13 protein-coding genes are annotated in these 13,898 nt (G+C 25.6%); 4 read left to right on the forward strand and 9 right to left on the reverse strand.

Translation table 11 applies throughout. The annotated features are described in order from the left end of the window. Positions 1 to 100: 100 nt before the first annotated feature. From ACH5BK_RS08685 to ACH5BK_RS08720, 8 genes are all read right to left on the reverse strand, one after another. Complete coding sequence (locus ACH5BK_RS08685; RefSeq protein ID WP_404306462.1) at positions 101 to 1,234, reverse strand: hypothetical protein; 1,134 nt, start codon at positions 1,232 to 1,234, stop codon at positions 101 to 103. A gap of 288 nt (positions 1,235 to 1,522) precedes the next feature. Next, a complete protein-coding gene (locus ACH5BK_RS08690) occupies positions 1,523 to 2,602 on the reverse strand; it encodes a hypothetical protein (RefSeq protein WP_404306464.1) in 1,080 nt (359 codons plus the stop codon). Between the two features lie 88 nt (positions 2,603 to 2,690). After that, complete coding sequence (locus tag ACH5BK_RS08695) at positions 2,691 to 3,503, reverse strand: tetratricopeptide repeat protein (protein WP_404306466.1); 813 nt, start codon at positions 3,501 to 3,503, stop codon at positions 2,691 to 2,693. Further along, on the reverse strand, positions 3,503 to 7,156 hold the full coding sequence (locus ACH5BK_RS08700; RefSeq protein ID WP_404306468.1) for a hypothetical protein: 3,654 nt from the start codon (positions 7,154 to 7,156) through the stop codon (positions 3,503 to 3,505). Before ACH5BK_RS08700 ends, ACH5BK_RS08695 begins: the two co-directional genes overlap by 1 nt. An 84-nt stretch (positions 7,157 to 7,240) precedes the next feature. Beyond that, positions 7,241 to 7,780 carry a rhomboid family intramembrane serine protease gene (locus tag ACH5BK_RS08705; protein ID WP_404306469.1) on the reverse strand — a complete coding sequence of 180 codons (540 nt, stop codon included), beginning with the start codon at positions 7,778 to 7,780 and terminating at the stop codon, positions 7,241 to 7,243. Beyond that, positions 7,764 to 8,336, reverse strand: a complete 573-nt coding sequence (locus ACH5BK_RS08710) for a hypothetical protein (protein ID WP_404306471.1) — start codon at positions 8,334 to 8,336, stop codon at positions 7,764 to 7,766. The genes ACH5BK_RS08705 and ACH5BK_RS08710 overlap by 17 nt, the downstream gene beginning before the upstream one ends. Positions 8,337 to 8,346: 10 nt before the next feature. Next, on the reverse strand, positions 8,347 to 10,764 hold the full coding sequence (gene lon, locus ACH5BK_RS08715; protein ID WP_404306473.1) for an endopeptidase La: 2,418 nt from the start codon (positions 10,762 to 10,764) through the stop codon (positions 8,347 to 8,349). A gap of 26 nt (positions 10,765 to 10,790) precedes the next feature. Continuing rightward, the gene (locus ACH5BK_RS08720) at positions 10,791 to 11,450 is read right to left on the reverse strand and encodes an outer membrane protein assembly factor BamD (RefSeq protein ID WP_404306475.1); all 660 of its coding nucleotides are present in this window, start codon (positions 11,448 to 11,450) and stop codon (positions 10,791 to 10,793) included. A 92-nt stretch (positions 11,451 to 11,542) separates the two neighbouring features. Here ACH5BK_RS08720 and ACH5BK_RS08725 point away from each other — a divergent pair, with 92 nt between their 5' ends. The 4 genes from ACH5BK_RS08725 to ACH5BK_RS08740 are packed head-to-tail and all read left to right on the forward strand — an operon-like array spanning position 11,543 to position 13,238. Then, positions 11,543 to 12,307, forward strand: a complete 765-nt coding sequence (locus ACH5BK_RS08725) for a pyrroline-5-carboxylate reductase (protein ID WP_404306477.1) — start codon at positions 11,543 to 11,545, stop codon at positions 12,305 to 12,307. Then, entirely contained in the window at positions 12,294 to 12,578 is a 285-nt protein-coding gene (locus ACH5BK_RS08730; RefSeq protein WP_404306479.1) for a hypothetical protein, read from the forward strand. Before ACH5BK_RS08725 ends, ACH5BK_RS08730 begins: the two co-directional genes overlap by 14 nt. After that, positions 12,544 to 12,909 carry a hypothetical protein gene (locus ACH5BK_RS08735; RefSeq protein ID WP_404306481.1) on the forward strand — a complete coding sequence of 122 codons (366 nt, stop codon included), beginning with the start codon at positions 12,544 to 12,546 and terminating at the stop codon, positions 12,907 to 12,909. The genes ACH5BK_RS08730 and ACH5BK_RS08735 overlap by 35 nt, the downstream gene beginning before the upstream one ends. Then, the gene (locus ACH5BK_RS08740) at positions 12,906 to 13,238 is read left to right on the forward strand and encodes a hypothetical protein (protein ID WP_404306483.1); all 333 of its coding nucleotides are present in this window, start codon (positions 12,906 to 12,908) and stop codon (positions 13,236 to 13,238) included. Before ACH5BK_RS08735 ends, ACH5BK_RS08740 begins: the two co-directional genes overlap by 4 nt. Here the strand turns inward: ACH5BK_RS08740 and rdgB are convergent. After that, positions 13,235 to 13,834: an RdgB/HAM1 family non-canonical purine NTP pyrophosphatase gene (gene rdgB, locus ACH5BK_RS08745; protein WP_404306485.1), complete on the reverse strand. Its 600-nt coding sequence runs from the start codon at positions 13,832 to 13,834 to the stop codon at positions 13,235 to 13,237. The two genes, ACH5BK_RS08740 and rdgB, sit on opposite strands and share 4 nt — an antisense overlap. Between the last annotated feature and the right edge of the window lie 64 nt (positions 13,835 to 13,898).

The following is a 13,898-nucleotide window of genomic DNA, read 5'->3' on the forward strand; positions in this document are numbered from 1 at the left end:
AACTTATATTAATTTTATTACAAATTGAAATATTTTTACATTTATAAAAAATCAATATAAAGTAACATTGATGATATATATCAATGTTACTTTAAAAATACTATTTATTCTTTGCATTCTTTTTACAATCTTTTCCAAATGGATAAAAGTTCTTTCTAATATTAAAACCTTCTGTTATGATAGAAAACAAGCTTATCCCTTCTGATTTTTCATCTAATAAGTCTTTGTATTTCATAGGTTTAGATGTAGTAATTGTAGCTTTACTAAACTGACTATTACTAGATAATAAAGACTGTTTTAATGAAGATAAATTTAAATCAATTTTTGCTATTTCTCTAAGCTCTTTTGAAAACTTATTTATATTACTAATATTAACTTCAAGTTTTGCTAACCTCTCATTCTCTTTAGAAGAAAATGAAATTAGTTTTTTAACTTTTAGTAAATAACTTACTACACCAGCTCTTCCAAAATGCCAAGATGTTCTTGAATCTGTATTAATATTACATTCAAAAGCATCTAAATAAGAAAGACTTGGTACTAATTTTTCAACTTCTACTCCTGTTGAAATGACATAACCATTTTTAGATTCACTATTTTTATATTTTCCCTCAGCTAAAGAGCTAACTTTTGCACTTGAAGAGTTATCCTTATTTGTGTTCCATTTGAAAATAAATATATCTTTTTTCTTCATTAGATTTATAAGATTAGTAGAGTTATCATTATATTCTTTTTTTAGTGCTGTTAATTGAGTATTTAATAGTTTAAGTTCTTCTTTGTAAATGGCTTTTTTTTCTTCATTTTTTTCATTTTTTTCCAAAGAGCTTTTATTATAAAAATCTACAGTTTTATCTAAAATATAATTTGCTAAAACTTCTAATTTTAATAAAGAAGACTTGATAGTAAGTAACTCATCAAAAGTTGCATTATTTTCATATACAATTTTTTGTATTCTAAAATCTTCTTTTCCTAACCATTCTTTACTCATGTCAATAAGAATAGAACTTTGAGCACCTCTTGAAGGATGTAAAAAATAAACCTCCCCTGCTTTTGTAATAGGAGATAAACCATTTACTGCCATAGATTTTATTTGAGAGCTATTTGTAAATAAAGATGAGACTTCAAACTCATTGTTAACATCAAATGATGATTCGATGATTGGATTTTTAGGAGCACATGCTGAAAACAGTAACGTTATACCAGTAATAAATATTACTTTTAAAGTTGTATTTAACATAAATAGTCCTTTTTTAATTAAGTAAAAACTATTTTTATAATTAAGTTTATTTTAATTTTATAGAATAATTGAATAGAAGCTTTCTTTTAAAACTCTTTATGATAATATCACAATAAAAAAGGATATATCATAGCTACTTGTAAAAACTGTAAGAGAGAAATTGAAGCAAAAAAAAGACAATGTCCCTATTGTGGTATATTAAATCCAACTGTAACTTTAAAAGATATATTTATAGCATTAGCTTTAGTTTTAGCAGTAATGACAGTAGTTACATTCTTTATAAAATAACTACTTCGCTACTTTATTAATATCTGATTCAATTGAATTTTCTAAAGAATCCCTTTTAAGTTCATAAAATTTAAATATATCCATAACTCTTTCAAGTTCTTCAATATCATATTTGTTATCAACTGGTTCTTTTAAATTTAGCACATTTTTAACTATATCTTTTTCATAATCACTCAAAGTAGAAATATCGCCATTATTCTCTTTTAATTTTTCTAATATTTTCTTTGTTTTTTCATCATCTTCATTTAAAAGTAAAGCTACAATCAAAGAAAAAACATCATTTAGTTGAGAAGATAAATCATCTAAATCCAAAGAACTTTTTTCTTCACTTAAAGCTTTGTTTCTAACAACATCTTCAATTTTCAAAGAGTTTACATGAGCTAAAAGAAGCTCTTCTTTTGTTATATTCTCATTTGTACTATATGCTTCATTTAAATCAATTTTTGAATCAAAATCTTTATTGATTGATAAAGTCATATTTAATTCATCTGCGATAGAATGTGCACGATTACCACTTCTGTACATACTTGTATACTCATCATCTTCTTTAGTGTTTAAATATGTTTTACTTATAGTTTCATCAACATCTACTGATAAATCACTACTATTATTTACAGCAATTCTTAGATTTACTTCAAAGTTATTTTTTGTTTGATTGTATTCATCTAAAGACAATAAACCATCATTATTTTTATCTGCTTCAAAAAAGTTTCTCTTATATGCAATATCTTCAAACCAACTAGCAACATAACTTTCTGCTTTATTATCTAGTGTTACAATTCCATCTGTACTTCTATAAATATCATCTTTACCAAAATAATCTTCTAACTTAGAAATAATATCATTATCTAAAGATACAGCTACCATTTTACCATCAACAGGATTTTCAAAAGTAGTAACTGTATTATTTTCATCGTTATCAATAGCTTGATAAGATATATTTTCACTCTTCTTTCCATTATTTAAAAGATCAGCAAAATTTAATGCTTGTTCTTCTAACTCTTTTTCATTTCTATCTTTTGATTCTACTTGTGTAGACTCAAAAGCAATACTATTATCAACAGATATATCTATATTCATAATAACTCTTTTATTAATATTTGAATAATTCTAGCTAAAAATATATAAATTATCTTCTAAAGTTTAAGTTATTATAAGTAATACCATTTTACTCTAAATTTAAATCACCTTTATATTTTATTGGAAAATCAGGTGAGTTTAGTTGTAATTCATAGCCTTTTTTTATTGTTTCGTTTGGGATTTTCCATTCTTTTTGAAGTATGTTTAAAACTGAACGTTCTGTATATTTATTTCCTATTAAGGCTATTGCATAAGCTGAAGCTTTTACATTGTCTTTTAATTCTAAATAATATAAATGAGCAATATTATGAAAAGCAATTAAATTTTTATTTTTTATAGCCTGTTTATACCAAGTTTCAGATTTTTTTAAATCTATGATTTTTTCATTATAAATAAGTCCTAAATTATTCATTGCTTTATTATTATTCTTTTTTGCAGACTCTTCATACCATTTTATTGCCATATCATAATTTTTTAAATTTTCATATATTTTCCCTATTTGAAACAACGCCTCATCACTACCAAGCTCAATAGCATTTTCACACCATTTAATAGCTTCTTTATACTCTTTTTTCATTTGATAGGCATAACACATATAGTTTGAGTTTTCACCCATTGGTTTCATTGAGTTTGAGTATTTAAACCATTCTATAGCTTTATCATAATCTTTTAACTCTTCACTATAGGCATACCCTATTTTTGTGGCTGGGATTGGATCTTTTTTTGCTCTGTGCCAATTTTTGTAACTTTCCCAAATTTTTTTACCTCCAGATTCATCCCATTCTGGCATAGGTAAAGAAGCTTTGTATTTTACTTCCTCTTTTTTTTGAATAGGCTCACAAGCTGTAAATATAAAGGCACTTATACTTACTAAAACTATTTTTACTATATTTTTTATCATTATATTTTCCCTTTTAATAATTCTTTATCTTTTATAGAAAAACTTATCTGTTTTAGTTCTTCTATATCTATTCTACAATTTGGTGTTATTTTATCTACATCTTTAAACTCTACTTCATACTTAAACTCTATTTGTGAAGATATTACTACTATATATGATTTATGGTTTTGTTTTTTTATATTATGGCTAAATTGATTTAAGTGGATATATGGTGTTTCTTTTGGGAAAAAGTCAAATGTATAATAATCTTTTTCTTCTATTAAATGTGCTAATTTAAATTCTAAATACTCATCCCCATAAGCAGAAAAGAATAGTTTAAACTCTTTATCTTCTGCTAGTATTTTTGGAATCTTTAAAGCCCTTTGAACATAAAAGCTTATTTCCATTCCACTTACTGTTCTTACTCTTTGATGTGAATTAAACTCTGTTTCTTCTAACTTATATCCAAACAATGAAGATTTAAAAAAACTTAACTCATTTTTTAAACTTGTATCAAAGTATTTCTCATTTCCTTTATAGTTCTCTCCTATAAATTTTACTAATCTTTTTGGATTATTAAAACCATCACCTGATATTGCTTTTAGCTCTTTTTTTTCATTTGTTATTTCAAATAAATATGGGGCTTGATATTTTTTTTCTTGCTGTCCTTCTCTAAGAGTCTCCCAAATAGAAAGAGTAGACATACTTATATTTTTGCTACTTAAAGTTTTATACAATAAAGATTTCTTTAAATACTTTTCTATATCACTATCTATTATATAATGTGAAAAAAACAACCAAATTAATTCTACTATTAATAAATATGCAAAAGACAATGATATCAATAAGTATATACTCAATGTTGTTTTCATTGCAGCTATTATACTTGCATCATAATCTTCATTTGAATATAGTTTTGCTACTTCATAAGTCCCTGTTATTGCCATCAAAGGTACACCTATTTTTGAAGCTAGTGTTGAGGCTTTTTTACTTATATTTTGTACTCTTTTATCTTGAACTATTTTATCAAGTATCTTTTTTGTATTTTTTATACTTTTAGTTCTTTGAGCTTCTTTTAATATCTCTTGACTTATTACTTTTGTGATATTTGATATATCGGTTACTGCATTCATTGTATTACTAAAGTTTTTATCTTTATTATAAACATACAAACCTAAAGTTATAAAAGCTATTAAAGTTGAAGTTATGCGTAATTGGTTTTTTTGTTCTATAAGTTTATTTAGGAAATTTTCTAGTGCTTTATATTCCTCTGAAATTCTTCCAGTTTTCATCTTCTCTAAAATATCAAGTACATTAGAACTAAACCCATTTATTGTATATAAGGTTTGGCTCATTGTTTCTATCAAGGCTTTTGTTTTAAACTCTTCATCAAATAGATGATCATTTATATCTTCTAATTTTATAAAATAACTTTCTGTTTGTTTCTTCTCATATTTTTTTAAAAAACTTTGAGCTTTATTCTTTATTTCTTTCTCTTCTAAATATGCATAACTTATTTGTTTTATTTGCATTTCTAAATATACTTCTGAAATAGTATAATTCTCAAGTAATTTATCTTTTATTTCATCATCTAAGGATATTCTTATATCTGTGAGGTTTACCATAAATTCATATATATGATTTAATTCTTTTCTAAATACATTTATCTTTTCATTCTCTTCATCTATTCCTATTCTTGGAGCACTTAATAAATATATCATATTCATACTTGTTATTACATAGGATAACTTATCTTTTACTTTTATTTCTTCATATATTTTTAAAAGCTCTTTTAATTTATCATTTTCAAGTTTTTGCTGTATTTCTTTTATTAGAGTACTTGGTCTTTTTGAGCTTTTTTCTTTATATAGTTCTTCTTTTCCTACATATAAAAATTTTGATTTAACTTTTAAATTACTATCTTTTTGTTCAAAAGAATATATTTTTTTTGAGGTGTCTAAATATGCATACTCTTCTAATAGTACATCTTTCTTTTCTATTATTCCCCTATAGCTATCCATTTGTGATTCTAGTTGTTTCTCTATATCTCTTACATTATTGCTTCCTACATTTGGAAGGGGTGTCATTTTTTTTATTAAAAAATACAACTCTTTTCTTAGGCTTTCTAGTCTTCCAAAGTTACTACTTTCTTGTAGCTTTTTTTCATAACTATTTGTAAAAAATATTGAAAACATTATATATGATATAAGTATTCTTGGGTCATCTTGAATTTTTATAAACTCTATATTTGTTCCATAAAAACTCAACTGTCTATAAATTTGACTTCTTTTTAATTGTTTTTTCTTTATTGAAGAGTTTGTATATATATAATAGTTTTTTGTTTCAAAGCCATATTTATCTACATAATCTATGATTACATCTTTTAAACAATCTGTATTTAGGTATGATATTTGTTCTACATAACTTTTTGCTATTTTAAAATTTTTATCATTTAAAAAGTTTGCTAAATTATTTTCTTTTATTAGAATATCTATAAATATTGAATCACTTAAAAGAAGTATTATTAATTCTTGATATATATCTTTTAATTTTTTAGCTTCTTTTTTTTGTTTTTCATCTATATAAAATATATCAACCATATTCGCTATTGTATATGTATATAAGTTTTGTTTTTTTACATCTTCTATTATTGAATGATTATGTGCATAAGCTAATTTATAGTTTTTATAATACTCTTCATACATATCTTCTATTTCTGCTAAGATATCTTCTATTATACAAAGTACATTTATTCTTTTTAATTTTCCTTCTTTATTTGGTACAAACTTCTTTTGTATTTCTAACTCTTTTTTACTTATACTTCTTTGATCTATTCCTTTTATATCTTTTATATAAAAAGCTTTTTCTTTATTTCCTTCTTTTGGGTTTATACTTAATTTTTGAAGTTTTTTTATATCTTTTTCTTCTTCTAATTTAACATTACTATATGATATATCTATTTTTGTATCTTCATATATTGGTATATAATCATATTTTACTTTGCTTTTACTATCTTCAAAGTAGATATCTTTTAAGCTCTCATTATAAAAAGAGCCTTTACTTAGTATTTTATATTCTTTGATTTTATTATTTTGTTTTATATATAGGTATGCAAAGGTATGAACATAAATATTATCTTTTATATCTAAAGGTTCATTTTTTGTGATATATTTCTCATCTGTTTTTCTAAAGGCTCTTGTTGGTCTTAAAGGTTTATATTTATTTTGGCTTTGTCTTAAAAAATATAAAGCATATTTTTCTTTTTCTATTAGTTTTTTTGCTTCTTTTTGCTTTATTGGGCTTATTTCTTCTTTTTGGATTACTTGATTTTCTAAAGAGGGGGGAGTTGATATTTTAGATTGTGTTTGTCCTGGGTTATTTAGGATTACTGCTCTTCCTTTATCTGTTTTAAATCCTATTGTATCAAGGAGGTATGTTTTTCCTGATGCTGATACATTTGTTTGTGTTCCTGCTGTTGAGATGGCAACTACTTTTGTACAAGGGTTTGCATTGGGACTTCTTGGGCAGGCTACTGGGGCATTTAGTAAATCTTCTAAATATAGTGGTTTCTTTCCACCTATTGTATAATTTTCTACACTTGATGTTAGTGTTACTTTACCTCCACAAGCGCAAGTTATTACTCCTTCTTCTACTACATTATATTCATTTGACATAATAAACCTATTTATTTTTTGGCTTATGTTACTTTAAAATAATTTAAAAAGAAATTAAATAGTATTTTTTTTGTTGCTTTTTTTCTATTTTTTAATCATAGCATATAAAAATCCAACTGCTAAACCTATAAAGTGTGCGTACCAAGCAATAGGAAGACCTATCAGTAGTGGTGCAACTGAGATTAGTAAAACCCAAGTTATAATACCACTTCTTTGAGCCTTGTCCCAAAAAGCAACATAGCCCAATATTGCACAAATAGCACCTGAAGCTCCTACTAAATTTACATAATTATCTAAATAATAAATATACGCAAAAGAGATTAAAGATGTAGTAATACCACAAATAAAATATAAAAGTAAAAACTCTTTAGCTCCCCTTGAACGCTCAATTAGACTTCCAAACTGATAAAGTACAAACATATTCATAGCAAGATGAAAAACACCTCCATGTGCAAACATTGTGCTTAAAGGTTGCCACCAAAAATCATAAACTCTAAAATACATATTTAAACCAAATAATAAACTTCCATCATTTATACTTTCTTGAATTATATACATCAAGATTGTTATTGCTATTACTATATTTGTTGCTGTAAAATTTGATTGATTATAACTTCTTAACATTGTTTTTATATACCTTTATTGAACAATCTATTCTATTTAATATTTCTTTATCATCATACAATCTAAAGTCTGTAAATATCTTGAATATCTCTTTTTCATCAGCTTTAAAAGTTGTAAGTATTGAACCTGAGTAAAATTGTTTTCTTTTTATTTTATCATCTACACTATTTTTTTCAATTAATTTATACTCAATCGAAAGATACTTCTTAATATCTTTTTTAGGTGCTCGTCCAACTGCTTGAATATATAAATCATTTAGTTTTTCTAAACTTATTAAAGTCTTTGTATTAGATGATTTTGCTTTTTTATAACTTCCATTTAATCTATAATAACCTTTTCTTAAAGCCTTTAGAGATTCATTTAAAAGTTCTTGATTATATACTTTGTATTTAGTAAGTGTGATTTCTTCACAAGATAAGGGGATTACTTTTTCTTTTGTTATTTCAGGTTCATTAACTATATATTTTACATATAAAGTTAATGTAACTGAAATGATTATGATTGAGGCAAGAGTAAAAAAGTTGTTTATTACTTGGCTTTGCCTCAAATTTCGCATAATATTTTCTTTATACTAAAGCCTCTTTTAATACATCTTCAATAGTATTAACAGCTTTTATTTCCATAGCATTTTTAACCTCAGCAGGAATATCTTCTAAGTCTCTTTCATAATTTTTCTTAGGAATTAAAGCTTTAGTCATTTTAGCTTTATAAGCAGCTATTAACTTCTCTTTTAAGCCTCCAATTGGTAAAACCTTTCCTGAAAGTGTAAGCTCTCCTGTCATAGCAACATCTGATTTTATTTCTCTATTACTTAAAATAGATGCAATAGTTAAAGCCATAGTAATACCAGCACTAGGGCCATCTTTTGGAGTAGCACCTTCTGGAATATGTAAGTGAATATCATATCTTTTATAAACTTCACTAGCATCAACTTTTAGTTTTTCTTCTTTTTCTTTAAATGTTTTAGGAATTATTTCATCATCAATCTTTAAAACACCATTATCAATAAGTACTTTTACTACTGAATAAGAAATTCTTGATGATTCTTTCATAACATCACCTAAGTTTCCAGTTACAGATAAAATTCCCTTACCTTTTAACTTAATAGCTTCTGTTTTTAAAACATCACCACCTACAGAGGTCCAAGCAAGACCATTTGCTATACCAACAGCATTTTTCTTATCAGCTGGATCTATTTCAAAAATAGGATTATCTAAATAAGATTTCAGATTTTTAGTAGATATAGAAACTTTTGTAGTTTTTTCATCACTTAAAATCTTTTTAGCTGCTTTTCTAAATAGTTTTGAAAAAACCCTTCTTAAATTTCTAACTCCAGCTTCTCTAGTATACTTAGAGATGATAGCTTCAATTGTAGGTTTTGATAAAGAAATTTCACTTTTATTTAATCCATGCTTATCTAATTCTTGAGGAATTAAATAATCCTTTGCGATATGATACTTTTCATTTGGAGTATAAGAAGAAATTTCAATAAACTCCATTCTATCTCTTAGTGCAGCAGGGATTCTTCTTACATCATTTGCAGTTGATACAAAAATAATTTGAGATAAATCAATAGCAAAGTTTAAATATAAATCTCTAAATTCATGATTTTGCTCTGGATCCAAAACTTCTAGCATTACAGCAGTAGGGTCACCTCTGTGATTTGCACCAAGTTTATCAATTTCATCTAAAACCATTACAGGATTCATTTTTTTAGCATCAATTAAACCTTTTACTAATCTTCCTGGCATAGCACCCACATAAGTTCTTCTATGTCCTCTTAGTTCGTTTACATCTTCCATTCCACCCAATGCTACTCTTACAAGTGGTCTTTGAAGTGCTTTTGAAATTGAGTTTGCTAAAGATGTTTTACCAACACCAGGAGGTCCTACAAAACATAATACAGTACCTTTAGCTTTTAAATCTTCAACTTTTCTTTGCTCTAAAAGTTGCTTAACTGCAAAATATTCTAAGATTCTTTCTTTTGCTTTTTCTAAAGAATAATGATCTTTATTTAATTGTTTTTCTACATTATTAACAGAAATTTTTTCATCTGAATACTGTCCAAAAGGAATATCTAATACTTGTTCAATATAAGTTTGTAAAAGAGATGCATCAGGTGAGTCTTGGTGCATTCTTGAAAGCTTCTCTATTTGTTTTTTAGTCTCTTTATATCCATCTTTTGGCATAAAAGGTTTAAGTTTTTTAAGTTTTTTACCATAAGATTTAATTTCTTCATCTTTTTTATTATCAGTACCAAGCTCTTTTTGAATAGCTTTAATTTGTTCTTTTAAAAAGTAATCTTTATGAGTTTTTTCAATTTTTGTATTTACTTTTTGAGTTATTTCTTTTTGAATTTTAAAAGACTCTATCTCTTTTTTAATAACTTCAATAATATCTAATAGTCTTTGTTCAACATCTGTTTGAGAGAAAAGTTTATATGCGTCTTCTTTTTTAACTTTTAAAACAGATGAAATTAAATCTGCAATTCTTGTTGCATCATCATTTTCTTCTATTGTCTTAATTAAATCAGCAGGAAATTTTGAGTTTAATCTTGAAAGTTTTTTAACATGCTCAATTAAAACAGAAATTACAGATTTAACATTTTCACTATTAAAATCTTTACTTTCTAAAATATCAACTTCACATCTAATAGGATTAGCATCATCAAAATCAGTAATTTTACCCTTAGCTAAACCTTGGAAAAGCACTTTTATTTTACCATCAGGTAAAGCTACTTTTCTCATAATATTCCCAACAACACCTACATCATAAAAAGACTCATTTGCTCTTTTACCTTCTTTTCCATGCTTAGATACAGCAACAATAACTAATTTATTTTCTTCAATTGCTTGTTCAACAGCACTTATATTTTCATCACTATCTAAAAAAAGCGGAGCAATCATAAAAGGGTATAAAAAAATCTCATCTTCTATTATTAGTGGTATTCTTTGTGGAAAGTTATCATAATTTTCTAGTTCCATATATTTACTCCTAAATTCTTATATAATTATTCAAAAATCGATCTATAAAATGGTACTTCTATAGGTTTAATTTCATCTGGTTTAATCCATGATTCTTTAACTCTATCACTATAAATTTGAGCTGCTTTTTCTTTACCTTTTTTCTTATAAAGTTTAGCTATCTCTTCATCTAAAAGTGCTTTTGCCATGTATAATCTTGCATTCATTGTATCAACAAGAGGCATATAAGGAGAAGAGCTATATCTTATTTTATATTCTTTAATATCATTTAAAGTATCTTCAATAAGTTTTTGATCTCTCATTTGATATTTGAAACCTAAAAAGTTAGCTTTAATTTTTAAATATCTAGCATAATCAATATTTTTACTTAATGCAAATCTTTTAATATATTCATCTAAATAGAAATTTGCTAAAGCATACTCTTCTGCATCTATATGAGCATTTACTAAAATCAACATTGCAGTGGGAATTAAAGGTGAATTTCTATGTTCACTCTCTAAAGATGTATATGTATCATCAGCTAGATCTGTATCTCCTTGCGAAATTTGAGTTGCCATTTTGTTGTACCAATAAATCGCTGGTTTATTGTACTCTGTACTTGACTTATTCTTTGAAGAACAAGCTGTAAAAATAAAAATTAAACTTGTAGCAAATAATAAAGTTTTCATTTTAAAGCTAGTTACCATATAAAATCCTTTCTTGTAAAGTTGATATTTTATCTAATACTAGCTTAGGAATTATCTGCTATAATAATAAAAATAATTAAAAAGGTATTAAAATGAAACTAACTTTAATAGGTAATGGGGTTATGGCTCAATCACTAGCAAAGGGACTTATTAAAAACCATGAAGTAGAAATTATAGGAAGAGATGAAAATAAATTAAAAGCTATTCAAGAAAAAATTCCTGGCATTACTACAAAAATTTTAAATGACCAAGAAGATATTACAGATAAAAATATTCTTTTTTGTGTAAAGCCTTATGCCTTACATAGTGTATCAGCAAGACTTGTAGGAAAGGCTAGTACACTATTTTCTATTTTAGCAGGAACAACACTTGATACTCTAAAAAAACAAATTGAAGCAAAACACTATGTAAGAACAATGCCAAATGTCGCAGCTTCTGTTCAGTTTTCAACTACAACTATAACAGGGGATAAAGAAGCTAAAAATACAGCCATTGAAGTTTTCTCATCAATAGGAAAAGCTATTTGGGTAAATACTGAAAACCAACTTGATATAGCAACTGCTATTGCAGGTTCAGGCCCTGCATATTTGGCATTGGTTGCAGAAGCTTTAGCTGATGGTGGAGTAAAAGCTGGACTTGAAAGACATACTTGTTATGAATTAGTTCAAGGTTTAATGGAAGGAACTGCTAAGCTATTAAAAGCAAATCATCCTGCAATTATAAAAGACTCTGTGATGTCACCAGGTGGTACTACTGCTGCTGGTGTAGCACAACTTGAAGAAGGAAAAGTTAGAGATTCAATGATAAAAGCTGTAAATAAAGCTTACGAAAAAGCTTGTGAACTTGGAAAAAAATAGCTTTACTATTTTAGAAACACTAATAAGTATTAGTTTACTTTTATTTGTAATAAGTGGATTTTCAAACTTCACTTATTACTCTTCTAAAAGTAATTATTTTCAAACCCTAAATACTTTAGAAAATAAATTTACAAAAAAAGACTACTCTTCTTTTTCTAAAAATATGAAAAACTTAGAAATTCAAATAAATAATAGTTTAAAAATAAATCTTAATGTAGAAAAATATGAGTACGAAGATGAAAAAATTACACTCTTTAAATATGAAATCTAGTTTTTCACTCTTTGAATTAATTTTAGTTACTTTAGTATCTTCAATCGTAATCATATATAGTTTAATTTTTATTAAAGAACTTTATGAAAATAACAATACAGAACAAACACAAGAAATACTAAAAATAGATTTACTCGCAACAAAAGCGTTTTTAGATAAAAAATCAGATTTTTACGATGATATAAAATATGAAAACGAAGTACTATTTTATAAAGACTCTATATTACTAGAAAATGTTACGAATTTTAGGATTGAAAAAGAGAAAAACTTTATAGAAATAAATCTAAGCTTAGAAAATAAAATTTCTATTTTATGGGTATTTAAAATATGAAGAAGTCATATATTTTACTTTTAAGTATTATTTTAATAACTCTTTTTTCATATTTAAGTATACAAATTGCGACAACAAAATCAATAGAAAATGAAAATGAGATAAATCAATACTTATATATCCAAGCTAAAAACCACAAAGAGTTTTTAAAAGAATATATAAATAGTTTAAGTAATTTAGAAACTATTGAGCATTTAAAAATAAAAGATGATTTTTTTGAGATTGAAGCATTTATAAAAAAACAAGCAACAAACTTTCATATACAAATATATGTAAAATCAAAATATTATAATATATCTGTATATGAAGAATTTATAAAAAGTATTTAGATGATAACATCTAAAACTTTTTTAGCTAAGCTTAAAGCCTTACTTCTGTGAGAAAATGATTTTTTAACTTCATGAGGTAACTCTCCTAAAGTTTTTTCATATCCTTTTGGAATAAATAAAGGATCATATCCAAAACCTTCACTTCCAATTTGTTCATCAATAACCTCTCCATGCATCCATCCATGAACTGTTTCAATTTCACCTTTATAAACCATTGCTATACAAGCTGTATAATAAGCAGGTGTTCTTTTTATATTTTTTTCTTTTAAATTATTTATTAGTTTTTCATTGTTTTCATTATCACTTGCATTTTCACCTGCATATCTAGCAGAATAAATACCTGGTTCATTATTTAATACAGGTACAGTAAGTCCAGAATCATCAGAAATTACAATATGATTTTTATAACCTTTGCTTTCTAACTCATCATAAATCACTTTTGCTTTTTTAATTGCATTGCCTTTAAAAGTATCTTTATCTTCAACAATTTCTATATCACCTAAAATATCTTTATATGCAACAACTTCATCATTTGGCATTAATTTACCAATTTCTTTTATCTTTCCTTTATTACCTGAAGCTAAAACTATTTTCACTACTTTTCCTTTAAACAAACTATTATCTTAAGTATTAATTATATATAATCACAAGAAATTATAA

It is taken from the genome of Arcobacter sp. YIC-80 (assembly GCF_044841725.1).
Classification (GTDB): domain Bacteria; phylum Campylobacterota; class Campylobacteria; order Campylobacterales; family Arcobacteraceae; genus Arcobacter_B.

What these genes read in the sequence shown, in the direction of transcription:
- ACH5BK_RS08695 (WP_404306466.1), bottom strand. Translation starts at nt 3,503, where the DNA reads ATGATAAAAAATATAGTAAAAATAGTTTTAGTAAGTATAAGTGCCTTT.
- ACH5BK_RS08690 (WP_404306464.1), bottom strand. Translation starts at nt 2,602, where the DNA reads ATGAATATAGATATATCTGTTGATAATAGTATTGCTTTTGAGTCTACA.
- ACH5BK_RS08740 (WP_404306483.1), top strand. Translation starts at nt 12,906, where the DNA reads ATGAAGAAGTCATATATTTTACTTTTAAGTATTATTTTAATAACTCTT.
- ACH5BK_RS08710 (WP_404306471.1), bottom strand. Translation starts at nt 8,336, where the DNA reads ATGCGAAATTTGAGGCAAAGCCAAGTAATAAACAACTTTTTTACTCTT.
- ACH5BK_RS08685 (WP_404306462.1), bottom strand. Translation starts at nt 1,234, where the DNA reads ATGTTAAATACAACTTTAAAAGTAATATTTATTACTGGTATAACGTTA.
- ACH5BK_RS08705 (WP_404306469.1), bottom strand. Translation starts at nt 7,780, where the DNA reads ATGTTAAGAAGTTATAATCAATCAAATTTTACAGCAACAAATATAGTA.
- ACH5BK_RS08700 (WP_404306468.1), bottom strand. Translation starts at nt 7,156, where the DNA reads ATGTCAAATGAATATAATGTAGTAGAAGAAGGAGTAATAACTTGCGCT.
- lon (WP_404306473.1), bottom strand. Translation starts at nt 10,764, where the DNA reads ATGGAACTAGAAAATTATGATAACTTTCCACAAAGAATACCACTAATA.
- ACH5BK_RS08720 (WP_404306475.1), bottom strand. Translation starts at nt 11,450, where the DNA reads ATGGTAACTAGCTTTAAAATGAAAACTTTATTATTTGCTACAAGTTTA.
- ACH5BK_RS08725 (WP_404306477.1), top strand. Translation starts at nt 11,543, where the DNA reads ATGAAACTAACTTTAATAGGTAATGGGGTTATGGCTCAATCACTAGCA.
- ACH5BK_RS08735 (WP_404306481.1), top strand. Translation starts at nt 12,544, where the DNA reads ATGAAAAAATTACACTCTTTAAATATGAAATCTAGTTTTTCACTCTTT.